The sequence below is a fragment of the Piscinibacter sp. XHJ-5 genome (assembly GCF_029855045.1).
Classification (GTDB): Bacteria; Pseudomonadota; Gammaproteobacteria; order Burkholderiales; family Burkholderiaceae_C; genus Albitalea.
On the sequence record NZ_CP123228.1, the window covers coordinates 1877403 to 1902539 of the forward strand.

Here is a 25137-nt window from a genome sequence, read left to right on the forward strand (position 1 = left end):
GGGTCAAGCCGGCCGCAAGCGTTCGGTTCGAACCACCTCGCGCAGTGTCTGGCGGACCCAGTTGATCGCCGGGTCGTGCGACTGGTGGCGGTGCCACTGCACCGCGGCCACGATCTCGGCAATCTCGATCGGGCAACGCAGGACACGCAGCGGCCACTGGCGCGCCAGCCGCTTCGCCAGCATCGTCTGCACGGTCGCGATGCGGTTCGTGCCGACCACGCATCCGGGAATCAGCGTGAAGCTGGGAACGCGCACTTCGGCCCGGCGCGCGAGGCCCTGGGCCTCCAGGGCGATCTGGTCGAGCGTCGGTGTCCGACCGCGGCCGAGCAGCGCGGTCACGTGGCCCAGGCGCAGGAAGGTGTCCCGCGTGAGCGTGCGGCCGAGCGCGGAATTGCCGGTCCATGCGATGCACGAAAAGGTGTCGCGAAACAGCGGCTCGCTCGGATGAGCGGGTGACACGCCGGTGGCGAGCGACACGACGAGATCGACCCCGCCTTGGTCGAGCTCCTCGGCCAGATAGCCGCTGATCGGTCGAAGCTCGAAACGGATGCCGGGAGCCTCCTGCTCGGCACGCTTGAACAGGCCGTTGAGTGCGACGGTCTGCACGTAGTCGGAGGCCACGATGGTCATGTCCCGCTCGATGCACGCGGGGTCGAGCTCGGGACGCCGCCGGGTGAGGGCCTGTGCCTGCAGCAGCAGGTCGCGCACGGGTTGCGCCAGGCTTCGCGCGAACGGCGTGAGGTCCATGCCCCGGCCCGCCGGGACCAGCAGGGGATCGCCGAAGTAGCTGCGCAGGCGGGCGAGCGCCGCACTCACGGCCGGCTGGCTCAGGTGCACCTGCTGCGCGGCCCGGCTGACGCTTCGCTGCGCGAGCAGCGCATCCAGGCAGGCCAGCTGGTTCAGATCGAGCCGATTGATCCGCAAGACGATCTCCTTTGCCGGTCGCGACGATGTATCCACGCCGTGGATACATGCTATCCAAAGGAATCATTTTGACGAAGACCCATCGGCTGTCAAAGTTGCGTCACAACAGATCAAGCGCGGTATGGAGACAGACATGACGGCTGCGGCGCCGACCTCGGCCGCCGTTCGGCGCTTCTCGACGGAGGCAGCGCCGAGCGCAGAGCGGGCCTGGCTCTTTCAGCAGGAGATGCAGCGGCTCTTCTCGGTGGGGCTTGCGGTGAGGACATCGCCTCCCAGGCCGCTGTCGGCCCAGATGGTGGCGTACCGCGGACGAAGTCTGCGTCTTGCGGCGCTGAAGTTCTCGGCCCACTCGACGGTGTCCCTGCCGACGTCTGCGTCCCCCGAGCCGAGGCTGCTCGTGTCGCTGCACAAGGACGGCGTGGCCATGGTCTCGCAGGGCGGCCGGGAGAGCCGGATCGAGCCCGGCGATGTGTTCGTCATCGATCCTTCGCGTCCGTTCAGCATCGAGACCGGCGAGGTGCGCTCCCACTCGGTCTATCTGCCCACGAGCGCCGTTCGTGCGCTGGTTCCCCAACTGGACGACGTCACCGCGCTTGCGATCCGCTCCGAGAGCGGCGCGGCGGCGATGTATCGGGCGGCGGTCGACGAGCTCTTCGCAACGGCGGCGTCGCTGAAGGACGACGATGCCGACCGCATCGGCGAGGCGCTGCCGTATCTGCTGGCGGCGGCACTGTCGCCCTCGTGTGCGTCGGATGCCATGCCGTCACGTCTGAAGCTGTTGCACAAGCGCCGCATCCTCCAGTTCGTCCGCGAGCACCTGAGCGACCCTCAGCTGGACGCGAACACCATCGCGCGCGGCGTCAACCTCTCGGCGCGCCATGTGTACGAGCTGTGCTCGGATGAAGCGGAGCCGCTGATGAAGTGGGTCTGGTCGGAACGGCTGGAACGGTGCAGCCGCGACCTCAGGGAACCGTCCTTGCGCTCCCGGACCATCGGCGAGATCGCCTACCACTGGGGCTTCAGCGACGTGTCGCACTTCAGCCGGGCGTTCAAGCAGCGCTTCGCGGTGACGCCGCGCGAGTGGCGCAGGAGCTGACACCGGTGGTGATGCCGACCTCGCTGTCACGGTCATGCCGCCGAATACCAATTGCCGTGAAACCCCGCCGGCACGTGATGCGAAAGGTGTACCGTCGCGATGGGCCCGCGCGCAATGTCCAACGCCTCGAGCACGACCAGGTCGCTGCGATGCGTGTCGCCGCGGTAGACCACCGTGACGATCCACCCATCGCCTTCCTCGGCACCGGGGCTGCGCGGCACGAACACGGGCTCGCCGGCGAAATCGTTGCGCTGCGGGCGCCACAGTCGTGTCGCACCCGTCTGCGTGTCGATGTGCGCGATCGATGCGCGATCCGAAGCCTCGCCGACGTTCGTGTTCGCCGAACCGGAGACGAACCACCCGTGGCGATGCTGCTGCAGCGCATGACGATCGTCGACGCGCGGGAACTCCACCTGCATGTCGCTCAGCGGCGCGTCGGTGTAGCGCTCGTCGTCGCGCGCAAGATCGAAGGTCCAGCGCACCAGTCGGGCACCGTGCTGCCGTCCGCGCGCCGGCGAACCATCGGCCATGCGGTAGCCGGGCGGCACGTCGTAGCGGACCATGTCCGTCACCACCTTGCCGTCTTCCGTGTCGTAGGCGTTGAGCACGTGGAACACGTACGACGCCTCGCCCCTGAACCAACGCATGCTGGCGACGCCATCCCTGCGGCTCATGATGCCGATGTGATTGCCGAGCTCGGGCTCCCATGCATACGCGGGCAGCCCCTTGCCTGCCCTGTCGATCGATGCCGTCAACGGGAACACCGGCAGAATGATCCGGCTCGCCGTGACGGCGAAGTCGTGCATCATGCTCGCGAAGGGCGCCATGAATCGCTCGCTGCGGCGCAGCGATCCATCCGCGCCGAGCACGTGCACACGCGTGTCGCGCGAGCCCAGCCCCGCCGTCTGGTAGGCGAAAGCGATCATCTCCCCGCTGACCGGGTCGATCTTCGGATGCGCGGTCATGGGGCCGACCAGATCGCCGCCAAAGGTCTCGTAGCCCAGCGACGACAGGCTCGTCTGGTCCAGCGCGTAGGGCGCATGGGATTCTTCCAGCGCAAGGAGGTTGCGGCCGTGCCGCACGATGTTGGTGTTCGCCAGCGTCGAGCGCAGCTGCGCGAGGCGCGGATCGTCCAGCGGTGAGGGGGCGACCGTTCCGGCCGACAGCCCCTCCCCCGCCTCGTGCTCCAGCTGCCATTTCGGTGTGCGCACGTAGCGATTGCGATACGAAGCGCGCCCCGCGGACAGCTTGAACTCGTGGACCATGCCGTCGCCTGCGAACCACTCGTAGTCGCCGCGGGGCGCGAATTGGGGGTTGGGGCCGATGCGGTACAGCGTGCCGTCCATCTCGACCGGCAGCATGCCGCTGATCGGCAGGTCCGACGCATCGCCCTCGAGGTGCAGGGGTGCGAAGTAGCCGTTGAGGAAGGGATGGTCGGTGGAAAAGGGCTTGGCCATGGTGCCTCCGTGTTGACGATGAAGACAGCCTAGGCCCCGGCCGGCCTTGGCGGAAATGGATAGCTCGGATTCCGTATATTCAGGCCATGAATGCCATCAGTGTCGACCTCAACCTCCTGGCCGTGCTGGATGCGCTGCTGGACGAGCGCAACGTGACGCGCGCCGCGCGCCGCGTGCACCTCAGCCAGCCGGCCACCAGCAACGCCCTGGCCCGCCTTCGACAAGTCTTTGGCGACCCCTTGCTCGTGCGCAGCGGCCGGGGGCTGGTGCTCACGCCCCGGGCCGAAGCGCTGATCGGCCCTCTGCGCCACGCCATGGAGCAGATCGACGTGGCGCTGGGTACGGCCGAGACCTTCTATCCGGCCACGAGCACCGCGACCTTCACCATCGCCACCTCCGACGCTCTGCAGATCGGCCTCGTGCCGGCACTGCTGGCGAGGCTGGCCGCCGAGGCGCCGGGCGTGCGGATCGTGTGCACGCCGCTCGACGGCTTGCGCAAGGACATCGGCGACCCCCTGCCCGAACACGGGCTCGCCTCGGGTCAGGTCGACCTGGCCATCGGCTACTTTTCGCAGCCGCAGCCGCATCACCACGTCAAGGCCTTGTTCGACGGCGACTTCGTCTGCGTGACGCGCAAGGGTCATCCCGTTGTCGGGCCGGACATGACGCTGCGCCAGTTCGTCGAACTCGGGCATGTCGTCATCAGCGCGGCCCATCATGTGCACAGCACCGTCGACGCCGCACTGGCGCGGCGCAAGCTCACCAGGCGGGTCGCGGTCGTCGTGCCGCAGTACAGCGTCGTGCCGTACGTCCTCGCACGATCCGATCACGTCGCCGTGCTGCCACGCCGGCTCGCGGAGGCCTTCTTGCGGACGTTCGGGCTGCAGCTGATCGAGCCGCCCCTTGCGCTGGCGAAGTTCACGATCACGCAGGTGTGGCACGAGCGAACGCACCGGTCCGCGGCGCATGGGTGGTTTCGGCGCCTTGTCGAAGAGCACGGCAGCATGGGCCTCGCTCGAAGGAATTCCCGACCGACATGATCGTGTCGGTCCACCGGCGGGTGGGCTTACGAGCATTGCGGCCCCCTTTCTCTCCGTGGCCAAATCTGTCATAGGGGAAGGGGGGACGTGCTCTCTCCATCGCAGTCGGCCCCTGCGGGGCGAAACCTCGAGGGGGCCGACTGCTTCCTCTCCTCACGCCGTGCGTGAGTGAGGGGCGAGATCACCGCCGGGAGGCTGCCGACCTGGCGCGCCTGCGCGGCGCACGCCGCAGCAGCGGCAGTGCATCCGACACCACTTCGAGCAGAAATCGGAATCGCTGAGCTCCCTGTCGACGAGCGGGTCGAACTTGACAGCTCTTCTCCGGGCTGGAACTCGATCTAGCGCAGCCACTGCCGCAACTGTGCGTACACCTCGGAACGGTTCAGCAGTTCCAGATGGCTCATGCCGAGGCCGACCCACTGCCGGCTTTCGGCGAACGCCAGCGAACGCGAGGGGTCCGTGTGGCGCCCGAGGGCGCTGTCCAGCGGCACGAACCCGTCGCCCATCAGGCGCGACTTCAGGTCGCCGCTCTGCCGGCCCATGACGGCGGCTGCCGCATGGCAGCGCGCCGTGGTCGGCAGTGGCAGGTGCCGCGGGCGGGCGTAGCGGTCGCGCCCCATCCAGTCTTCGTCGAGCAGGCTGCCATGGCGCAGGTCGGTGATGCCGGCGCTGCGCACCTTGCCCAGGCGCGCGAGCGGCGCGGCGTACGGCGTTGCCTCGAGCACCACGTCGACCCAGTGGCCGGCGCGCTCCAGCGGCGCGCCGTGGTGCGGCGTGCCGAGGAACACGAGGTCGTCGAGGCGCGATGGCCAACGGTGGCCGGCCTGCGTGGCCTGGTGCAGGGCACTTCGCGCGAGCAGGCCTCCCATGCTGTGTCCGACGATTGCCAGCCGCTCCAGCGGCACCGGCCATTGATCGACGAGCTGCTCCAGGCGCTGCGCCAGGGCGCGCCCGTTGAACGAGATGTGCAGGCCGCTGTTGTAGTGGAGGTAGACGGGCGTGTAGCCGAGGTCGCGTGCGAGCGCGGCGCCGTGGTCGTGGCCCTCACGTCGCCATTGCAGGTCGTCCATGCACAGGCCGTGCAGCAGTACCAGGAGGCGCCCGCCGGCGTCCGGCACGCTGGCGGTCAGGGCGGAGGTCTCCAGGACCAGGGGGCGGCCGTCGCGGCGAAACGCCATCTGCGTGGCCAGCGGATTGGCGGTCGCGGCGAGGTAGTCGCCCAGTACGCCGTTCAGCGCCGCGACGACCGCATCGCGCTGCGGGCTCGTATCGTCTGCGTCGAGTCCCGGGGAGAGCATCCCCAGCAGCGCGTCGAGGCTGCCGCCGACCAGGCGCGTGACCCCGCGAATGCTCTTGTAGACGAGGCCGCTGATGCCGCGGGCGCGCCCATCGGGCACCGGAGCGCCTGCGCCGGGAATGCGCGCGATGCGTTCGTGCATCGCCTCCACGACGTCGGTTAGACCAGCCGTGGCATCGGTGGCCACGCGCAAGGCGCCGCGGAGGTCTGAACTTCTGAGCGGTGCGCGACGGGTCATCCTGGTTCCCTGAGGGGGCCCATTCCGCGACCACCGAGTTGTCAGCCAGTGTGCCATTCCGGCACTGCGCCCTTGTCGCCAATCCAGGGCCCTGACGAAGGGCAAAGCTCGAGTCGGCTTGCCTTCAAGGCCTTGCCCACACCTCCCAGACCCACGCCAGGCCGAGCGTGAAGAAGGTTTCGCGGCGGCCGTTGAGGTGCTCATGCCCGAGCGTGGCATCGAGCTGCAGGCTCTCGGGGCGGACCCAGGTGCGCGCGCCGATTTGCCGTGCCGGTCGGCCATGCCGCTCGCCGTAGGTTTCCGCGATCAAGGTCCAGCGTTCGTTGAAACCGAACTCGACCGCGGCGCCCCAGTTGGCCACGGCATGCCGCGAGTGCGCCTGCACGACGCCGGCGTTGACGTGCAGGACGAGCGGCTGCGAAGGCGACACGCTGAAGATCAGCGTGCCGGTGCGCGTGGTGCCCGGCCCCCCACCTTCCATCGACCGGGTCAGCCCGAAAGTCCCTCCCACGCCCCAGGTGCCGGCTTCGACCTCCTTGAAGACGGTCTTGGCTTGCAGGCCGAGGAGCGACTGCGACGGCTCGTCGGTGGCGCGCTGCCTGGTGAGGCTCGCCCCCCATTCGATGCCGCCCCACGGATTGCAGGCCGGCTGCAGCACCACCTGCTGCAGATGCCGCGAAGGCCTGAGCCAGGTTTCGAGTTGGCAGGCACCCTCGGGCAGGATGGAGGCGTCGTCCGCGTTCAGTGGGCGCCCGGCCCAGGCGGTGCCGTACGTCGCCAGCCACATCACGACGCAGATTCCGGCGGCGGCTTTCGGGTGCACCTGCCGAGCCGCCGCTCTGAGCAAGTCGATGATGTCCCGCAGTTCCACCGGTGTCAGCATTCGAGGCATGTTGAGCGATGGATGGTTGCAGGAGGCGCATCGCATGGTCAAGATGCGCTTCGGTGTTCGTTGAGAATCAAGCCCGACCCGCCGTGGTCGAAGCAAGGCGCACACGATGAAACGCAGCCTCAAGGCGGTATCGGCGACCGTCGTTGCCACGCTGGTGCTTCTGCTGACCGGCATCGCGTGGTACGGCGTTTCCTCGCCGCCCGCACAGCCCGTTCCGCTGCCGGCCCATCTCGTCGATGCGACCTCGATGGAAGGCGAGCGGCTTCTCGCCGGCGCTTCTGCCAAGACGGACCACGGGCAGCTTCTTCCCTACTTCGTCGTCCAGAGCCGCCGGGCGTTCTGCGGCGTGGCCACTGCATCGATGGTCGTCAACGCGGCGCTTCATCCCCAGCCGCCGCTGAGGCAGTCCTCGTTCTTCGGCACGGACATTTCCGGGCTGCAGACGAACGTCGCCGTCACCCTGCGGGGAATGACGCTCGAGCAATTGGCGCAGCTGCTCGCCTTGCGCGGCCTTCAGGTGCAGACGGTGCACGCCACGAAGTCCAGTGTCGAAGATTTCCGTCGCGTCGCGGCTGCCACGTTGAGCGAGCCGCAGCAGCTGCTCGTCGTGAACTACGATCGCCGGCGACTGGGTCAGGAGGGAGTGGGGCACATCTCGCCGGTCGGCGCCTATCACGCGGAATCGGACCGCCTGCTGATCATGGACGTCGCCGCGTACAAGTATCCGCAGACCTGGGTGAAGCTGCCCGACCTCTGGTCCGCCATGAACACCATCGACACCGACTCGGGCCAGACCCGCGGATTCCTTCTCATTCGGGCGGATTGACCCGTTGCCGGAGCTCCGCGGCCAGGACCTCGGGTCGACCCAGGTAGCGCCCGACGTCCAGCACGCGCATCCGGCCGTCGATCTCCAGCACGAAGCCCGGAAAGCCTGCGACGCCGACCCGGTTCATCAGCGCCCGCGTGCCCGCGATGTGCGCTTGCACGGCCGGGCCTTCGACCGCGGCCAGCGCCTGCTCGAACGTCCCGGGCTCCAGGCCGATGTCGACCGCCAGCTCGACCAGCACCGCGCGCTCGGCAATGCGCCGACCTTCGACGTAGTGCGCCTGCTGGAGTCGCGCGAGCATGTCGAGCCCCCGCCCGGCGACGTCCTGCGCCGCCAGCATGGCGGCGATCGGCGGTTGTGAATCGAACACGGCGGACTCGTCTCGCAACAGCCCGTCGAAGTAGGCGGCGCCGAAGGGCTGGCCGCTCAGCTGCGCGATGCGCCGGTCGTGGGGCATGACGAACGCGCGCAGCTGCGGGCTGACGCGGCGGCGCTGCGCGCCGGCCATCAGGCCGCCGCCGTGCGGACGGACGTCGACCACGTCGCGCGCCGCCTTCACCAGCGGCGCGGCGCCGTAGCACCAGCCGCACAGCGGGTCGTGGATGTAGTGCAGGGTTGCGGTGTGCATGATGAGCGTGAATCTATGCAAGCCCGACCGGTCGATAAAGACCGGATTCGGAGATTGATCGTTGCACCGACCGTTGGAATGGACCTGCCATGGTGGACGAAGAATCGGGCTGAGGTATCGAAGCCTGCTCAGGTGGTGCCGGGACTTCGACGCCTCAGTCCGAACGGGGTGGGTGCACTGCTGCTCCCCCTCAACGCGGTACGCGCTTTCCCGGCGGCGCGTCCCACGGCGCGGTCGCTCCACCAAAGCGCGCCGCGAGGAAATCGACCAGCAGGCGCAGCGCGAGCGGCTGGTGCCGGCGCGACAGGTACACCGCATGAATGCCCAGCACCTCCGGCTCGTGGTCCGGCAGCAGTTGCACCAGCTCACCGCGGCGCAACTGCTCGGTGACGAAGTAGGTGGGCAGCATGCCGATGCCGGCGCCGGCCAGAACGGCACGGCGGAGGATGGCGGTTTCGTTGGTGAACAGGCTTCCGGAGACCGGGATCTCGATCGCTCTGCCGGCGCGTGTGAGCCGATATGTCGTGCCGCTGCCGAAGGCGTGCCCGATGCACGGATGTGTCTTGAGTTCATCCGCGGTCCCCGGGTGACCATGCCGGGCCAGGTACGACGGCGCGGCGCAGAGCACCGAGCGGCACTGCGTCAGCGCCCTCGACACCAGGCCGGGGTCCAGCGTGTTGGAGATGCGCACCGCGAGGTCGATGCGATCCTCGACCAGATCCACCGCGCGGTCGACAACCAGCAAGTCCACTCGCACCCGCTGGTGGTGCCGCTGGAAGTCCACGAGCGCGGCCGTCAGCTGGGCTTCGGCGAAGGAGGGCGACGTGGTGATGCGAAGCGTTCCATCGGGCTCGCGGCTGCGGTCGCCGGCACGGTGTTGCATCTCCTGGGCCAGCTCCAGCAGCTGCCGGCACGACACCATCGCCGCTTGTCCCGCATCGGTCAGGCTCACGCGTCGGGTGGTCCGATGCAGCAGCCTGCTCCCGAGCCACTCCTCTGCCGCCGCCAGGTGGCGACTCACCATGGCCGGCGACATGCCCAGCCTTTCAGCGGCCTGGGTCAGGCTGGCGCGGTCGGCCACTTCGACGAAGACGCGCGCGGAGGTCAAACGGTCCATTTCATCGATCCGTGCAATGAATCATCAACGAGACGGCAGTTTATCTCTTGCGATTGCATCAATACAGTCCACGGCTGTTCACCAGACCCCAGGAGATCGTCATGTCGTCCCCTCTGAAGCTCGTTCGTTCACTGACCGCCGCCTTCGCCGTCGGCATGGTCGCCGCCGGCGGTGCCGGTGCCCAGACCGCAGCGCCGCTGTCGCTCAAGGTCTACAACGCCGACGGCAACAGCTTTCATGTCAATGCGGTCGTCGTGAGCGGCAAGACCGAGGCAGTCGTGATCGACGCCGGCTTCACGCGCGCCGACGCGCTGCGCATCGCGGCCAACGCCCTCGACAGCGGCAAGACCGTCAAGACCATCCTTGTCAGCAACGCCGACCCCGACTTCTACTTCGGTGCCGAGACGCTGAAAGCGGTGTTCCCGCAGGCGCAGGTGCTCGCCACGCCGGCCGTGCGCGAGAAGATCCAGAGCAAGGTCGCCGGCAAGCTCGCGTTCTGGGGACCGAAGATGGGCGCCAACGCGCCCCGGCAGCCGATCGTTCCCGACGAGCTGAAGGGGGTGACCCTCACGGTCGACGGCGAGGCCATCGAGCTGCGCGGCACCACCGGCGAACTGGCGCACCGCCCTTACGTCTGGATCCCTTCGCTGAAGGCGATCGTCGGCAACATCGCGGTGTTCGGCAACCTGCACGTCTGGACTGCCGACACGCAGAAGGACAGCGAGCGCAGGGCCTGGCTCGCTCAGCTCGACGAGATGCAGGCGCTGAAGCCCGCCACGGTCGTGCCCGGCCACATGGCGGCCGGCACGGCGCTGGACGAGAGCGCGATCCGCTACACACGGGAGTACCTGCAACGCTTCGAGGCCGAGACGCCCAAGGCCAGGAGCGGCGCCGAACTGATCGAGGCGATGAAGAAGGCCTACCCGCAAGCCGGCCTGCCGGTCGCGCTCGACATCGGGGCCAAGGTCGCCAAGGGCGAGATGAAGTGGTGATCTGGCGTAGCGCCGAGCGCTACGCCCGACCGCGGCGAATCACGTCGAACCGCAGCCCGCTCGAACCCTCGCCGCGTCCGGTCGTCTTGCGGCGACCGATCCACAGCAGCGCCTTGCCCTGCGCGTCGCGCGCGTAGTTGAAGGCGCGCTTGACCTCGATGCCGTCGCGCGGCACCTCCTCCTCGGCGATGCGCAGGTAGTCGCCATCCACCGGCGCGTTCGGGTCCAGGCGCAGGATCGCGCCGCGCGGATGGAACATGAAGCCTTGCAGCCGGTTGTCGGGCGGGCCCTGCTCCGGCTTCTGCTCGACGAAAGGCGCGGCCCGCAGCCGCTCGATGAAGGCCTTGTAGTCGGCGTTGCGCGGATCGTTCAGCCGCAGCGGGGTGACCTGGTAGTGATGCGTGACGACGCCGCGCTGCAGCTGGATCGCCCACTGGGCCGGCGTCGCGCCGGCCTTCTTCACCGGCAGGAAGGGAATCCAGTGCGCCGCCACCGGCGTCTGCAGGGTGTAGTGCAGCGGCGCGCCGTCGGCGGCGGGCACGGCATCGGGCGGCGGGCGCAGCTGCTGGCTCGTCGACAGCCGGTGGCTCTCGAACTTGCGGTCGAGCGGCTCGCCCGAGGTGCCCTGCACGCGCTTCTCGATGCCCCAGACCATGTTGGCCATCTCGTCGCGCATCATCAGCACATGCTCCAGCGGTGCGCCCTCCAGCGCCTTCACCGCAGGGCACAGGTACAGGATGTCGTTCAGCCGCGGACGCGGCGCCAGCGCACTCGTGCCCACGCTCATCTCGTACATCGTCCACTGCGTGCCATCGGGGTTGGTCGCCGGCGGGATCTTCACCGTGATGCCGAAGTTGTCGAGCACGTCGAGCCTGGCGACACGGTACAGCGCGTTGACCGGCAGCGTCACCGGCAGCGTGAACCAGTCGTTGCCGAACACCAGCGCGTATTCGATCACCGCGAGCCGCGCCAGGTCGTTCTTCGCCGCGCCCAGCATCCCGAAGCTGACGCGACCATCCTCGAACTCCCAGTACCGGTCGGCCGGCATGCCGGGGTAGCGCGCGATCGCCGGCATGGGCGGGCGCTTGGGTTCGACCTCGATGAGCTGCACGCCCGGCCCCGCCTGCGCCGCGTCGGCATTGACGGTGAACGTGTGCCAGTCGAGGCGGCCGTCGGCGTATTCGTCGGCGTCGAGCTTCAGCAGCGGCGCGGTGCCGTCGGCCTGCAGGGAAAAGGCGTACTCGAGGCGCTGCGGGTTCCAGTACGGGCTCGGGCCGGGCGTGCCACCCTCGAGCGCGAAATCGTCCAGCCATGCGACCCAGCGCGTCGCCGCCCCGCGAAACGCCGCGAGCTGAGCTGCGCCCAGGCCGAGGCCGCTGCCGAAGGCATCGAGGCCGGCGTCGTTGCCGATGAGCGGGCGCAGGTCGGCCGCGACGGCGAGAGCGTCGACCGCCTTGCCGTTCAGCAGCGCGTTCCACACGAAGCCGGCGTTGTCCGCGGCCGGATCGTCCGGCGCGACGATGGCCGCCGGATAGCGGTCGAGCAAGGCCGCCAGCGCGCCGCCGGCGCCGGCGGCGCGCAGCTGGCGCATCAGCTGCTGCCCGGCCTGCGCGTTGAGCTTGGGATGCGCGGCCAGCACCTGCTCGCGCTCCACCAGCGCCTCGACCGGCGCCGCGCCGGCCAGCGCCTGCGCGGGTGCGTCGCCGCCCACCAGCGACGTGACCGGCACGCCCTCGATGCGCAAGCCCGCCTTGATGGGGCTGCCCGCATCCTCGCCCTGGAACTCGTTGAACTGCCACTGGCGCGCGAGCATCCACAGCGGATCGGCGACGCGCGCCTGCAGCGCCTCGGACACGTCGTCGCTGGTCGGCAGCGGCTCCAGTCGGGACCAGGTGGTGGCCGACGGATCCGGCTTGGCGATGACGGCCGCCAATGACTCGATGCCGATGGCCTTTGCGGAGACTCGGTAGACAGCCATGGGGTCCTCACTCGAAGGTGGCCAGCTTGCCGGCGGCCATCTTCATGAAGCTGTTCTCGCTCGCCGCGCCGCCTGCGGCGCGCAGCACCGCGAGGTTCTTGTCGAGCATGCTCGCGAAGTCCACCGAGGGCACGTCGCGCTTGAAGTTGTTGGACAGGAAGATGCCCGGCAGCACGAGGCCCAGGCCCTTCAGGTCCTGCGGCCGCACCGCACGCAGCCGCGCGAGCGACATGGCTTCGTCGACGGTGGCCAGCAGCGCCTCCAGCGTCCAGCTGTCGGCCGCGGGATCGGCCGGCACGGCCAGCAGCATGCTTTGCGGCGGACGCGCGCCGGGCGCATCGAAGTGAAAGCCCAGGCCGGTGGTCTCGCGGTCGGTCGGGATGGTCTCCGACCATTCGTCGATGAACAGGCCCGCCAGCGTGTCGCCCGACGCGATGGCGGCGAGCGCCGCGGGTGCGTGGGCCACGACGGCCACTGTGCCGCGCAGGTCCTGCTGCGGCGCCGGCGGCAGGGCACCCCAGCGCGCCGCGGCGTCGCGCGGGAACTGGAGCAGCTTGATGTCCTGCGGCCCGCCGGCCTGGCCCATCGCCTCGGCTGCGGACAGCACGTCGGCGAGCAGGCCGGTGGCTTCGCGCACGCAGCCGAGCTTGGGCAGCCAGCCTGCGATCGCCAGATCGTCGCCGCCCAGCAGCGTGCCGCGATCGCCCAGGGTCGCCGCGGCATCGGCCGCGTAGGCGCCCAGGTCGAAGCGAGGCAGCACCGGGAAGGCCTTGCCCAGGATCGCGGCGATGCGATCGAGCGCGGCCTGCGCCTGCCGCGCGAGGCCGTCGGTGGCGACCGGCGGCGGCGCCGCATCGAGCCGGGCCCGCACTTCGGCGAGCAGGCCCTTCGCGCGCGCATGCGCCAGCTCGACGGTGTCGGCGGGACTCACACGCTCGCCTTCACCCGCGCTTGCCGCGACACGCTCGCTCGGCAGCGCGCTGCGCCAGCCGAGTGCGCGCGCCTGGGCCAGCGCCGCGTGCAATGCGGCGAGCAGCGCGGCGCGATTCGGCGCATCGGGTGCCAGGCTCACGAAGCCCTGCTCGTCGAGCGGCACTGGCGCGATCGCCGCCGCCAGCGCGGCGATCGCCGCCTGCGCGGGTGCCTCGGCGGCCTGCAGGCGCAGCAGCAGCTCGGGCAGGTCGACGCCGGCGAACTCGCCCTCGTTCAGCGTCGCGTCGGTCTCGACGCCGTTCTCGGCGCGCACCATGTCCATGCGGCGCAGCGGCCGCGCCTTGTCGATCAGGCGCCGCAAGAGCCAGGCGAACGATTCGAACGCGACCAGCCCGTGCCTGCCGGCCTGCGGCGAGGACCCTTGCAGCACCACGGCCTGGCGCTCCGGCACGGCGCCGGGCAGCGCGCGCGCCTGCGCGGCCAGCGCGGCGCCGATGCGCTCCTGCACCTCGCTCTGTCCGCCGCCTTGCTGCGCCTCGCTGCCCAGCACCAGCGCCAGCGGCGACAGGCCCAGCTCGGACAGGCCCACCTGGAGCGCCACGCCGGAGTCGGTCCACGAGACGATCTTCGGCGGCTCGGCATCGTCGAGCACCGCGTTCATCAGCTTCGCGCCGAAGACATAGCCGGCCGGATCGCCCAGCAGGCCGGCCAGCCACGCGTTCAGGCGCGGCTCGACCTGCGCGGCCAGGTCGTCGTCGGCGATGCCGCCCCACGGCCCCACGTCTGCCGACTGCAGCGCCACGACGACCCGCTGCGTGTAGCCGCGCGTGCTGTGCGGCGTGTCGACCACCCGCGACTCGGGCGGGCGCTGCTGCTTGTCGAGGGACTGCATCGCCGCGCCGGCGCCGTCCATGTTGCCGCCGGCCACCTGGAACACGCTCTCGGCGATCAGCAGGTCGCTCACCGAATCCATCTGGTCGAGCAGCTCGTCGAGGATGCGCGCGATGGTCGACTGGTCGCCGGCGCTCAGCGCCAGCGGCGGGTCGGTGGAGGCGACGACGGGGCCTATGCCCTTCGCACGGTACTCGGCGATGAGGCGCACGCCGTCGATGACGTTGCGCGCCGAGATCGCTTCGCTCGCCTCGTCGCCCGCCTTGTCGCCTGCCGGCATGAGCGGAAAGGCGCGCCGCAGCTCGAGGATGTGCTGCGAGAGCGCCGCGTCGCGCAGCCCGCGCTCGAAGCGATAGCCCAGAAGCGCCGCCATCGACTGGCCGTTGGCGATGCCCTCGAGCAGCCGCTTCGCGCGCTTCACGCGGTGCGAGCGAAGGTCGACGTCGAAGGCCCCGGCGGCGGCCTGCCGGTTGGCGACATGCGCGCTTCGCAGGATGGCGGCGGTGGCCGCCTGCTGCAGCGAGGGTGCATGCACGTAGCCGAAGCTGTCGGCCGACTGGTCGACCGGGCGCACCGAGTCGGGCAGCAGGTCCTCGACGACGCCGAAGGCGCCGAGATGCACGCCTTCCGGCGCGCTTTCGCGCATCTCGTCGAGCCGCTTGGTGGCCAGCGAGGTGATCCACGCGTCGAGGCGGTGCGAATACAGGTCGAGCGTGGTCCGCAATGCATGGCTGAGCTCGCCGGCCTTGCGGTCCTTCAGGAACGCGAGGCTCTCGCCGAACTTCGCGATGTTCTGCAGCTGCTCGGGCCAGTTGGCGACGACCTGCCCGAAGTGGCTGCCGATGAACGCCTCGACCGACGCCGCCGCGCCGGTGGTGCCCGGCAGCTGCAGGCCCAGCACCGCGTTGGCATGGCCCAGGTCGAACTGGTCGCCGATCGGCGTGGCCACGTCCACGCCGACGTACTCGGCCGGACGCAGGCGCCTGGCCTCGGTCTTCATCGCCGCGCTCAGGCTGGTGCGCTCCAGCACGTGCTTGAGGAACAGGCCACGGCCGGACTGCAGCAGCTCCTCGTCGGCCGCGAAGGCCAGCATCGCGGCGAGCAGCGAGTCGGCGTCCTGCATCGCGGCGATGGCGCCGCGCACCTGGCTCGTCGGCTGCGACAGCAGCTGCTGCAGCGTGGCGATGAAGTTGGGCGTCAGCTCGCGATCCTCGGGCAGCTCCTGCTTCGGGTGATCGGGGTCGCGCTGCACCCAGGGCACGACGTCGAGCGAATGCGGCTTGGGCCGCACCGCGCAGGTGGCGAGGAACGGCGCCTGCGTCGAGAACGGCTGCTTGCCCAGCAGGCTTTGCACCAGCAGCGTGAGGAACAGGCCCTGCCAGGCCGCGAAGGGCTCGATGTCGGGATAGTTCTTCACCGCGGCCGGCCCGGCCACCTGCCAGAAGCGCTTGGCGAGCGCCCACGGCTGCATGGCCAGCACCTGGTGCAGGCTCTCGGCCTTGGGGTCGCGCAAGGTCGGCACGGTGGAAAGCGCGAGCTCCCAATGCGTGCGGAACCAGCCGATCGCCTCGAGCAGCTCGCGCTCGATCGGCGAGTTGGCCTTGGGCTGGTACGAGCGCGCGCAGATGGGCAGCACGCCGTACGGCGTCTTGCCCACGCGCAGCGCCGACAGGGGACCGCTCGCGCGCAGGAAGCGCACGCCGAAGGCGCGCAGCTGCTCGATGGCCGAGTCCTCGACCAGCGTGTGCGCGCCGTCGATCGGGTTCCAGAAGAAGCGCAGCGTGTAGCCCAGCGTCGCGTTCCACAGGGCGTTCAGCATGTGGCCGGCACACGCGCCTTCCATCAGGTCGGCGCCGGGCACCAGGCCCGCATCGAAGCCGGCCTTCGGCAAGCCGAGCAGCAGCTGCAGGCGCGCGCCGGCGCTCGCCAGCTCGTCGGCCACCGCGGCCGACGTGGCCGCCGCCTGTGCCGGATCGAGTGCGGCCACCACGTCGGCGCCGTTGGCGGTGAAGCCGGCGCGCACGCTGGCGGTGTTGTTGGTCGGCGTCCCCTGCGCGACGAACTTGAGGCCGTCGGCGTGCAGGTGGTTGTCGAGCAGCGAGGCGACCAGCGCCGCGGCGCCGGCCGGCGTCTGCGTCCAGTCGACGCCGAGCACGACCAGCCGCTGCACGCCGTGCGACATCAGCGCGCCGGCCTGGAGGTCCGCCTGCGTGACGGTGATCGCCATGCCGGCGGCTTCGGCGGCCGGGTAGTCGACCATCCATGCACGGTCGTCGGCGAAGGGATCGAAGGTGTCGGGGTCCTGTCCTTCGGCGAGCAGCGGATCGAACAGCGGCGACAACGCGAGCTGGTCGGCGACGACCACGCCCCATTTGCGAAAGATCTCCTGTCCGTTGCGCAACCCGATCACGACGAAGCGGTCCGGCAGCGCCTGCGCGATCACCTGCTGCGAGCCCTTGGCCGAGAGCGGAATGGCCGCGTCGTCGAATTGCGGCTGCGCGTCGGGCCCGATGAGCGCGACGTTGGTGGGCGTCGTCGCCTGCACCACGTAGGCGGCGCGCGACGGTCCGAACACCCGCGCGATCTGCGTCCATGGCGACGCGGCGTCGGCGGGATCGGCGAAGCGCTGGGTCCAGTAGCGCTTGCCTTCGTCGATCTCCGTCGGCGTGAGCCCCGGGTCATGGGTGAAGCCGTGCAGGGTGTCGGGGTAGATGCGGATCATCAGCCGCGTGGTCGCATCGTCGTAGCGCGTCTGCACCGCCACCGGCATCAGCAGGACCGGATGGGTGGCCGCGAGCGCTTGCACCATCAGTGCCGGATCGCGGCCGGCGCGCAGCCGCTCCGACAGCTGGCGGATGGCCGCGAGCGACTCGCGTGCCTGCCCGTGGGCGCCGCGTGCGGCGTCCGCCAGGCGCGCCACCTGCGCCTGCTGGCGCGCCAGGGTCCGCGCATCTGCGCCGGCGCGGCGCAGGCGCTGCAGCTCGGCGTCGGCCTGCACGTGCTGTGCGCTCGCATCACGCTGCGCGCCGCGCTGCTTGGCGAGGCCGGCGCGCGCCTCGGTGATCGCGGCCAGGTTCAGTTCCAGCGGCATGTCGAAGAGCTCCTCAGGTGGCGAGGTCGTCGCCGACGTAGTACGCGCGGAACGGCTGCTGCAGCAGCGCCTTCGCGATGTCGGCCGCGGTCGGGTTGGCGGCCAGTGTCGGGAACGAGGCGAACGGCTTGTCGGGCGGATTGATGAGCGACGCGATGCTGAAGTTCGCGCCGGCCTGGACCTGCAGGTGCGACCACGACAAGGCCTTGTAGGCGTTGTAGCCGCCGGCCAGCAGCGCGTTGTTGGGCGTCGCCATCTGGATCAGCGCGGACCTCAGCGCCGACCGTTGCGGCGGCTTGCTGCCCTGCGGCTGGCCCGGGGCCGGCACGTCGACGTCGAAGCCGAACCGCGGCTCGCTCATCTGCTCCTCGAGCACGAAGCACCAGTCGCCCACGTCGGCCTTGTCGATGTCGAAGCCGAAGAAGGTGATGTCCGGCGGGATCGCGCCCTGGAACACCGGCAGCTGGACCGCACCTGCCGGGGGATGGCCGTTGGCGTCCTTCATGAGCTGCGTGTGGTCGGGGCTCGCGGGATCGGGGTTGGCCGGCGTGGTGCGCTTCTTCCAGGCATAGACCGCGGTGTTGGGATAGCGGCGCAGCAGCTGCCCGCGCACCAGCAGGGCGACGCGGTCGGGATCGGTCATGTTCGGGTCGGTGCGCTTGCCCAGCGGCTGCGCCTTCCACAGGTGCATCGGGTCCATGTCGTCCTGGCGCAGGCGCCAGAAGCGCTGGAACGGCGTGCCGCGCAGGTCGGTGGGAAAGCCGCGCCACAGCAGCTCGCGGTTCATCTCGACATTGGCGCCGGCCATCAGCGCGTCGATGAAGAACTGGTTCACCTGCACCAGCATGATCAGGTCCTGCGGCAGATCGTCCACGCCCGGCATGAAGGCGTTCTTGTCGTAGTCGACGAGGTCGGCATACAGCGGCTTGTGCAGGTGCGGCCACGCCATCACGCGGTCGAACAGCGCGGGGATCATGAAGCGCAGGTCGGCTGTCGCGTCCTTGCCCAGGAAGGCCGCGACATGCGGCGAAGCAGTGCCGAGCGCGGCCTCGGCGATCGACACGCTGGAGGCCAGCCGCGCCGGCAAGGTGATCGCCGGGTCGGTGCGCGCGCGCAAGACGGCAGCGGCTTGCGCCACCGGGAAGTCGATCACCTGCACCTCGACGCGGCGGTCGGCGAAGGCATCGCGCCAAGCGACCTGCGCACCCTTGGTGGCGGCGGAGAAGCGCTTGAGCACGTCGCGCTTGCGGATCGCCGGCGGCAGCGTGACGCTCACGACCGGCGGCGGCGCACCGCCCGGCTCGCGACGCTCGAACTCCAGATTCGCATCGAGCGTGAAGCTGGGCGTCGTCTCGCCGGCGGTGGACACCAGCGCGTTCGGCGGCAAGGTCGCGATCAGGCCGCCGGGGTTGAAGGTGCGCGACGTGGCGACGGCGACCTGGCCGACACGCGTGCCGGCCAGCGCCGCGGCGGCGAGCGCGTCGCGGCCCCTGCCGGTGATGGGCAGCGCACGCCGGCCGGCGTCGAAGCGGCCCACGACGCGGTCGATGGTGAAGCGGCCGCTGCGCGCATCGAGCCGCATGGCGCTGACTTGCAGCTGCGCGCTGGCGGTGGTCGACTCGACGAGAAAGCCTTCGATGCCGCGCTCGCCGAGCGTCTCCATCCTGGACGCGACCACGGCCCAGTCGGCCGCCTTCACGGCCGGCGCATTCGACACCAGCGTGCCGAAGCGGCCGACATGCACGTCCGTGAACACTCCCAGGTGCTGGCCCGCGCGGATCTTCAGCTCCGGCACGCCGCTCGCAGCGAGCGTCCTCCTGGCCACGTTGCCGCTGGCCAGCGCCTGCTTGACCTGGCCGACGGTGTAGCGCGCGCCGTGCAGCCCCACGGCGGCGAGGTCGATGGCCGTCCCTGCAGCACCGGCGAGGTCGACGCCGTCGAACATCTTCGTGCCGACGATGCCGTCGGGCATGAACGCGTTGACGGCGAAGGCGGCCGGCCGCGTCGTCGCCTTGGCCATCGTCGACACATACGTCGTCGTGAGCGCCGGCAGCGCCGCGGTCGTCCGGGTGAGCCGCGCGGCCACGCGCAGCGCGCGATTGCCGGGGCTGGCGACGCGGCGCAGCGCGGCATCGACCAGCGCGCCCGGCATGCTGGATCGGTCGAGCCGGCCGCCCAGCGATGCGATCTGTCCGTTGATGCGGAAGGTCTGCGCCGCGGTGCCGAAGGCCTCGATGCGCGGCAGGGCCGGCCCGAAGACCTGCATCAGGCGTTCGGGCGGCAGCACGTCGAAGTGCTTGCGCTTGAGCGCGCCCAGTGCCTCGATGGCCAGGCGGGTCAGGTTGAACCTGGCCTCGGCGGCGAGGATGTCGCCGATCTGGTCCCAGCAGGCGTCGACGTAGTCCTCCTGGTTCTTGCGCACGACTTCAGCGCCGTAGCCGGCCGCGCCGCGATAGCGCGGGTTGAGGTTGAGGTCGGCCAGCCAGTGCTTGCCGAGCTGGGGCGCCGTGGCCGGACCCGCGCCGCTGCGATACGCCTGATGGCGCTGCGCGTGCCAGGCGCCCACCATCGGGGGCTTGACCTCGATGCGCCGTCCCTCGGCATTGGTCGCGCCGTCGCCGACGGGGTTGACGACCTGGTCCTGCGGCGTGTTGACGATGATCTCCAGGCTCTCGGCCTGCGTGGCCGGCGGCGCGGCGCCGGGCTCGAAGCTGATCGGCACCAGCGCGCCTTCCATCGTCGTCACCAGGCCCGGCGTGCTGCCGTTGAGCAGATCGTCGACCGACATCGGGATGGTGCCGACCGCCGCGAGCTGCGCCTCGACCGGCGTTCCCTTGTAGGAGCCCGGCGTGCGCAGGCGGCGCGCCAGCGATTCGAAGTCGCCCTTCGGGCCCGTCGAGAACTCCCAGTGGTGGTACACGGGCAGCACCACGTCGGCGGCGGCCGCCTTGTTCCAGGCCGGCGCGAGGGTGGTCATGGCAGGCGCGTTCTCGTCCGTCACCAGGCCCAGGCCGCGCAGCCGCCCCGGCTCGAAGGCCGGCACGATGCAGGCCACGTAGTCGGTGCGCTCCTTGAGGCGGCGCGGGCACACCAGGCGCGAGACGTTGCTCGCCGGCTTGGCCTGCAGGTCGGCCTGGATCTGCGCCGCGTCGTCGTTGACCAGCTGCGTGTGCGCCCAGGACCACGATTCGCCGAGATCGGGCAGCTCGGCCGCGACGTCCGCGGCCTTGATGCGCACCGAGGGCAGCAGTGCGCCGGGGGCCATGCGCGGCAAGCCGGTCTTGCCGACCTCCAGCACCACCAGCACCAGCCAGGGCCGCAGGCGCCGGTCGCCCTGCGCCTTGGCCGGCGTCAGCATCCAGACGAAGTCCGGCGGGTCGAAGTCGACGATCGCGAGGTAGTTGGGCTCGAAGTTGGTGGCCTGCGGCTTGGGGTCGGTGCGCACGACGAGGCGGGTGTCGATGCCGATCACGTCGCCGGGTCCGTGCAGCCGCATCTGCAGCGGCGCGATCGCCTCGCCGTCATGCGGCGCGGCAAGCTTCACGCCGATGCTCGCTGCGCCGCGCGCGGCGAGCGCGTTGCCGGCACCGAGGTTGTCCTCCGTGGAGAGCGCCACGGCGAGGCCGCGTCGGACCCAGGGCAGGAACTGGTAGGCGATGGGCATGTCACGCTCCCCGACGCTAGAACGACATCTCGAACGCCTCGACCACCTGCACGCGGGGCCCGGCAGCCAGCGCCGTGTCCTGCGCCGTCCAGAACGATTGCGCGGCGCGCCCCGACAGCGCGCCGCCGGTCATCGTTCCCGCGCCCGCATCGAGCGTCTGCAACGGCGGCGGATCGACCTTCACCTTCACCTCCGTCGCCGGCCTGAGCCTGGCCTTGTTGCGCAGCGCCGAGCGGCCCGCCGCGCCGGTGTCGAGCGCCCACGCCGCGTGCGCGGCGGTGGTGAGGCCGGCGGCCACGAGCAGGCTGGGCTCTGCGGGGGTGGACAGGTTGACCTCCTCGTAGTCGAACTTGTCCGCCACGGCCGCGCCGAAGAGGTGGTCCTTCTGGCCGACCTCGAAGCCCGATTCCAAGCGGTCGAACGACGGCTTGCCGAGCAGCTCGTCCTCGTTGAGATCGACGAATTGCGCGATGGGGAAGTTGTCGTCGAGCCGACGGTCGGCTGGCTTGGTGATCGCGCCGAAGACGAGGTCGCCGATCGCGATCTGCCGTTCGCCTTCGATGCCGTCCGAGCCCAGCTTGGTGAGCGCCTTGGCCAGCGGCATGCGCTTCTGCACGAACTGCAGCAGGCCGTTGGGATGCGCGAGCAGGCCCGGCGCGGGAGGCAGCTTGACCAGCGTGACGAAGCCGTCGTGGGCTGCCGGCAGCACCGCCGACCAGTTCACCGGCGTGCCCTTGTCGTCCTGCGCCTCGAGCTCCTTGCGCAGCTCGTCGACCAGCCGCAGCTTGCGCACCGGCGTTGCGCGGTCCTCGCCCCAGGTCTCGTCGACGTGGAAGCTGAAGTCCGGCAGCGGCCATGGCGTGTGGATGGTGGCCTTGCCGACGATGTGCCAGCGTCCCGGGCCGGCGAGCAGGCCGTAGATGTCGACGCTTGCGAAGTCGATGTCGAAGACTTCGACGCCGGCCCAGATGTGGATGTCGACCTCGAAGCGGAACTTCGGAACGATGTAGATGATGGCGTTGAACTCGAAGCCGCCTTCGAAGGCCGCGATGCCCACGTCGCCCCACACGCGCATCGCCGAGCCGCCTTGCACCGTGGCCGAGGTGACGGCGAAGTAGCCCTCGAAGCGCATGCCGACGATGCCGATCGAGAATTCGGCGCCCACGCGCTGGAAAGGCGCCGGGATGTCGGGCGGGATGTCGGTGAAGCGCGGATGGAAGCCGCCCGCGCTGATGAGGAAGCTGGGCTTGTCGCCGAACAGCGCGCGGAATGCGAACTGGCCGGTCAGCGAGATGAAGAGCACGCGCGAGTCGCGCAGCAGGCCGTCGAACCAGATCTTCAGCGGGTCGAACACCACGCCGCCGGCGATGTCCATCTGCAGGTAGAGAAGCGCCAGCGACTTGTCCACGAGCGGCGGCAGCTGCACGATCACCTGGCCGACGATGACGAGCTGGCTCGCCTCGATCAGCACGCCCAGGCGCGCCGTGACGAGGCTGGGCGTGCCCCAGCCCAGCTCCAGCATCGGACCGATGACGAAGCCGCCGGGGCTGAACGGGAAGATGGTGCGCAGCTGGTTGATGATCTGCGGCGCGTTGGCGATCGGGTTCTGCGGGAACAGGAAGCTGTCCAGCGAGCCGGTCGACAGGCCCGAGCTCAGCGCCTGCGTGTCGATCGTGTGCTGCACGCCGAGCAGGCCGCCGATGCCGGTCATCGTGAAGCCGAAGCCGAGCTGGATCGGCGGCAGCTGCGCGGTGATGATCAGCAGCAGCGACCAGCCGCCCGGGTTCCTGGTCGACAGCAGGCCGATCGCCTTGACGCCGATCTGCATCAGCTTGATGTCGAGGATGCCGCCGTACTCGCCGCGCTCGGGGTCGAACAGCAGGAAGCCGCCACCCTTGATGACGCCCGCATCGATGGACAGGCCGGCGCCCGACGGCGGCTTCAGGCCCCAGGTCGCGAGCGGATTGGCGCCGCCGGCGCCGAGCATGTTGCCGAGGTTGAGTTTCGTGCCCAGGCGGTCGATCGAGCCGGCGAAGGGACCGATGGCGACCTGGAACGACCCGGCGATCTCGATGTCGATCTGGTTCAGGTCGGCGCCCTTGATCAGGTCGAAGTAGAGGAAGGGGACCTGAACCGGGCTGTTGGGAATCTTCTCCAGCGGTATCGTCGCCTTCAGGCCGGTGCCGTCCTTCAGCCGCAGGCCCGCCGCGTCGGCGATGAGACCGAAGGACAGGCGGACCTCGATCGCGTCGCCCATCACGGCCGACAGCAGCGAGTCGTCGCCGATCTTCAGCACGAGCTTGCTGTCCTTGAGGTCGAACACCACCTGCGGTGCGTTGTTCTTGAGGACGATGCCGCCCGAGAGCTCGCCGATCGAGAAGTGCGTGCCGCCGGTCGAGCCGAGCACCAGCGGGTTGGCGCTGCTCTTGCGCGCGAACGCAATGCCGATGTCGACGGCGCCGCTGAGCTCCGGCTTCGGGATGGAGGGCGGCAGGGGCACCAGCGTGGGCACGCTGAACTGCGCGCGAAATCCGGCGGCCACCGAGAACTGCAGCTCGAAGGCATCGCCCGCCGCCTGCTTCGTTGCCAGGGTGCTCGCCAGCTCGGCGAACAGCTTGGTCTCGGCGCCGGTCGAGATGCCCAGCGCGAGATCCAGCTTCTTCGAGCCGTCGTCGCTGCGCGCGAGGCTGAACGTCTTGTGCTGGCTGGCCGGCGGCAGGGCGATCGGCCCGGGTGCCGGCAGCACCGGCAGGCCCGGCGCGTCGAAGGAGCGGTCGAGGAGGGTGCCCACGGCCATGATGGCCAGGCCCAGGATCATCTGCGGCTCGGCGACCTGCGCGTCGCTCAGCCCCGGGTCGTTTTTCAGCAGCAGCATCAGCTTGCGCGCAGGGGGCCTGTTGTCGGGCTCGTCGGCGTCGCCCGAGAGGATCAGCAGCAGCTTGGCGATCGAGTACGCGGATGGCGGCTTGCCGGGATCGGCGCCGATGAGCCGGTCGATCTGCCGGATGACCTTGGACAGGTCGTCCAGGCCGATGGCGCCGGCGTCGATGGCGGCCAGCACCTCGCCGAGCGTGCGCAAGGCGGCCAGCGTCTCGCCGGTGATCATGGTCGCGACGGCGAGCGACTGTGCCTCGGCGCGGGTCGCCGCGAAGGTGCCGGGATCGATCGTCGCCTCGGTCTTGTCGAGCTGCAGGCCGAGCCTGGTGCGAAGGATGTCGGTGAGCGTGGCCGAGAGATCGACGGGCGGGCCCGATGGGAGCTCGGTCTGCAGGCGTGCCACTGCGTCCTTGAACCACCTGAACGCGCGCAGGAAGACCTTGTCCGACGTGCCCGCCATGAGTGCTCCTCCACATGGGTCGTGCTTCGCAGCGCGTCCCGGTAAGTGACGGGACAGGCCAAGGGGCGCGAATCTACGCTTCGTGTCGGCTGGCCGCAAATCCCTAGGTGACAGGAGCCGTGCGACGCGCCGTGGACGTCAGGCGTCGAACAGGTACCCCTGGATCGTTGCACCGATGCGGCGCACGATCTCTGCGCGCTTGAGCGCGACCACCGGCGGCAGCCTGAGCACATAGCGGCACAGCGCCAGGCCAAGGATCTGCGTGGCCACCAGTCCGGCACGCGCTGCTGCCGCGGCACGGGGCTCCTGGCAGAGCCGGGCGATCAGCGGTGCGAGCTGGGTCGCGAAGATGGCCTGCAGGCGGGCCGCGGCCGCCTCGTTGGTGACGGCGGTGCGCAACAGCGCCATCAGCGTCTCGTCGCCTTCCCAGCGGTCGAGGAAGTGCCCGACGAGCGCGGCTCCGATCGCGCTGCGCGGCAGCCCCGCCAGGTCGGGCAGCCGCAGGTCGAACTCGGCAGCGGCGGCGAACAGCCCCTCCTTGTTGCCGTAGTAGCGCATCACCATCGCCGGGTCGATGCCGGCCGCCGCCGCTATGGAGCGAATGGTCGCCGCCTGGTATCCGTGGGCAGCGAAGTGCTCGCGGGCGGCCGCCAGGATGGCGGCTCGGGTGGCGTCGGATCGGCGCGGCGCGGGTGTGTCTTCGGTCATGTCAACAAGTATAGGCCAACGCTTGTTG

At 70.1% G+C, this 25137-nt stretch carries 15 protein-coding genes; 4 read left to right on the forward strand and 11 right to left on the reverse strand.

What is annotated here, in order from left to right; translation table 11 throughout:
* Positions 1 to 3 precede the first annotated feature (3 nt).
* A complete protein-coding gene (locus tag P7V53_RS08905) occupies positions 4 to 924 on the reverse strand; it encodes a LysR family transcriptional regulator (protein WP_280155129.1) in 921 nt (306 codons plus the stop codon).
* Here P7V53_RS08905 and P7V53_RS08910 point away from each other — a divergent pair.
* Positions 914 to 2020 carry a helix-turn-helix domain-containing protein gene (locus P7V53_RS08910; RefSeq protein ID WP_280155130.1) on the forward strand — a complete coding sequence of 369 codons (1107 nt, stop codon included), beginning with the start codon at positions 914 to 916 and terminating at the stop codon, positions 2018 to 2020. The two genes, P7V53_RS08905 and P7V53_RS08910, sit on opposite strands and share 11 nt — an antisense overlap.
* Before the next feature lie 32 nt (positions 2021 to 2052).
* Here the strand turns inward: P7V53_RS08910 and P7V53_RS08915 are convergent, their stop codons facing one another.
* Positions 2053 to 3477 (reverse strand): carotenoid oxygenase family protein, encoded by a 1425-nt coding sequence (locus P7V53_RS08915; RefSeq protein WP_280155131.1) that lies wholly within the window; start codon positions 3475 to 3477, stop codon positions 2053 to 2055.
* Between the two features lie 86 nt (positions 3478 to 3563).
* On the opposite strand from P7V53_RS08915, the gene P7V53_RS08920 reads away from it, so the two are divergent.
* Complete coding sequence (locus P7V53_RS08920; RefSeq protein WP_280155132.1) at positions 3564 to 4517, forward strand: LysR family transcriptional regulator; 954 nt, start codon at positions 3564 to 3566, stop codon at positions 4515 to 4517.
* Between the two features lie 338 nt (positions 4518 to 4855).
* On the opposite strand, the gene P7V53_RS08925 is transcribed toward P7V53_RS08920, so the two are convergent.
* Together P7V53_RS08925 and P7V53_RS08930 are read right to left on the reverse strand one after the other, a co-directional pair.
* Complete coding sequence (locus P7V53_RS08925) at positions 4856 to 5956, reverse strand: alpha/beta fold hydrolase (RefSeq protein WP_280155133.1); 1101 nt, start codon at positions 5954 to 5956, stop codon at positions 4856 to 4858.
* A 220-nt stretch (positions 5957 to 6176) separates the two neighbouring features.
* On the reverse strand, positions 6177 to 6935 hold the full coding sequence (locus tag P7V53_RS08930; RefSeq protein WP_280155134.1) for a hypothetical protein: 759 nt from the start codon (positions 6933 to 6935) through the stop codon (positions 6177 to 6179).
* Positions 6936 to 7050: 115 nt separating this feature from the next.
* Here P7V53_RS08930 and P7V53_RS08935 point away from each other — a divergent pair, with 115 nt between their 5' ends.
* Positions 7051 to 7770, forward strand: a complete 720-nt coding sequence (locus tag P7V53_RS08935) for a phytochelatin synthase family protein (protein WP_280155135.1) — start codon at positions 7051 to 7053, stop codon at positions 7768 to 7770.
* On the opposite strand, the gene P7V53_RS08940 is transcribed toward P7V53_RS08935, so the two are convergent.
* Complete coding sequence (locus P7V53_RS08940) at positions 7754 to 8398, reverse strand: DsbA family protein (RefSeq protein ID WP_280155136.1); 645 nt, start codon at positions 8396 to 8398, stop codon at positions 7754 to 7756. The two genes, P7V53_RS08935 and P7V53_RS08940, sit on opposite strands and share 17 nt — an antisense overlap.
* Positions 8399 to 8588: 190 nt before the next feature.
* On the reverse strand, positions 8589 to 9515 hold the full coding sequence (locus P7V53_RS08945; protein ID WP_280155137.1) for a LysR family transcriptional regulator: 927 nt from the start codon (positions 9513 to 9515) through the stop codon (positions 8589 to 8591).
* Positions 9516 to 9616: 101 nt separating this feature from the next.
* Between P7V53_RS08945 and P7V53_RS08950 the strand changes: the two genes are divergently transcribed.
* The gene (locus P7V53_RS08950; RefSeq protein ID WP_280155138.1) at positions 9617 to 10507 is read left to right on the forward strand and encodes an MBL fold metallo-hydrolase; all 891 of its coding nucleotides are present in this window, start codon (positions 9617 to 9619) and stop codon (positions 10505 to 10507) included.
* A gap of 19 nt (positions 10508 to 10526) precedes the next feature.
* Here the strand turns inward: P7V53_RS08950 and P7V53_RS08955 are convergent, their stop codons facing one another.
* The 5 genes from P7V53_RS08955 to P7V53_RS08975 all read right to left on the reverse strand — a co-directional run bounded on the left by P7V53_RS08955 (position 10527) and on the right by P7V53_RS08975 (position 25109).
* Complete coding sequence (locus P7V53_RS08955) at positions 10527 to 12485, reverse strand: hypothetical protein (RefSeq protein ID WP_280155139.1); 1959 nt, start codon at positions 12483 to 12485, stop codon at positions 10527 to 10529.
* A gap of 7 nt (positions 12486 to 12492) precedes the next feature.
* Positions 12493 to 17400, reverse strand: coding sequence for a hypothetical protein (locus P7V53_RS08960; RefSeq protein ID WP_280155140.1), 4908 nt, complete (start codon positions 17398 to 17400; stop codon positions 12493 to 12495).
* 13 nt (positions 17401 to 17413) lie between these two features.
* The gene (locus tag P7V53_RS08965) at positions 17414 to 21064 is read right to left on the reverse strand and encodes a hypothetical protein (protein ID WP_280155141.1); all 3651 of its coding nucleotides are present in this window, start codon (positions 21062 to 21064) and stop codon (positions 17414 to 17416) included.
* Positions 21065 to 21080: 16 nt separating this feature from the next.
* Positions 21081 to 24401, reverse strand: coding sequence for a DUF6603 domain-containing protein (locus tag P7V53_RS08970; RefSeq protein ID WP_280155142.1), 3321 nt, complete (start codon positions 24399 to 24401; stop codon positions 21081 to 21083).
* Between the two features lie 138 nt (positions 24402 to 24539).
* A complete protein-coding gene (locus P7V53_RS08975) occupies positions 24540 to 25109 on the reverse strand; it encodes a TetR family transcriptional regulator (protein ID WP_280155143.1) in 570 nt (189 codons plus the stop codon).
* Positions 25110 to 25137 lie beyond the last annotated feature (28 nt).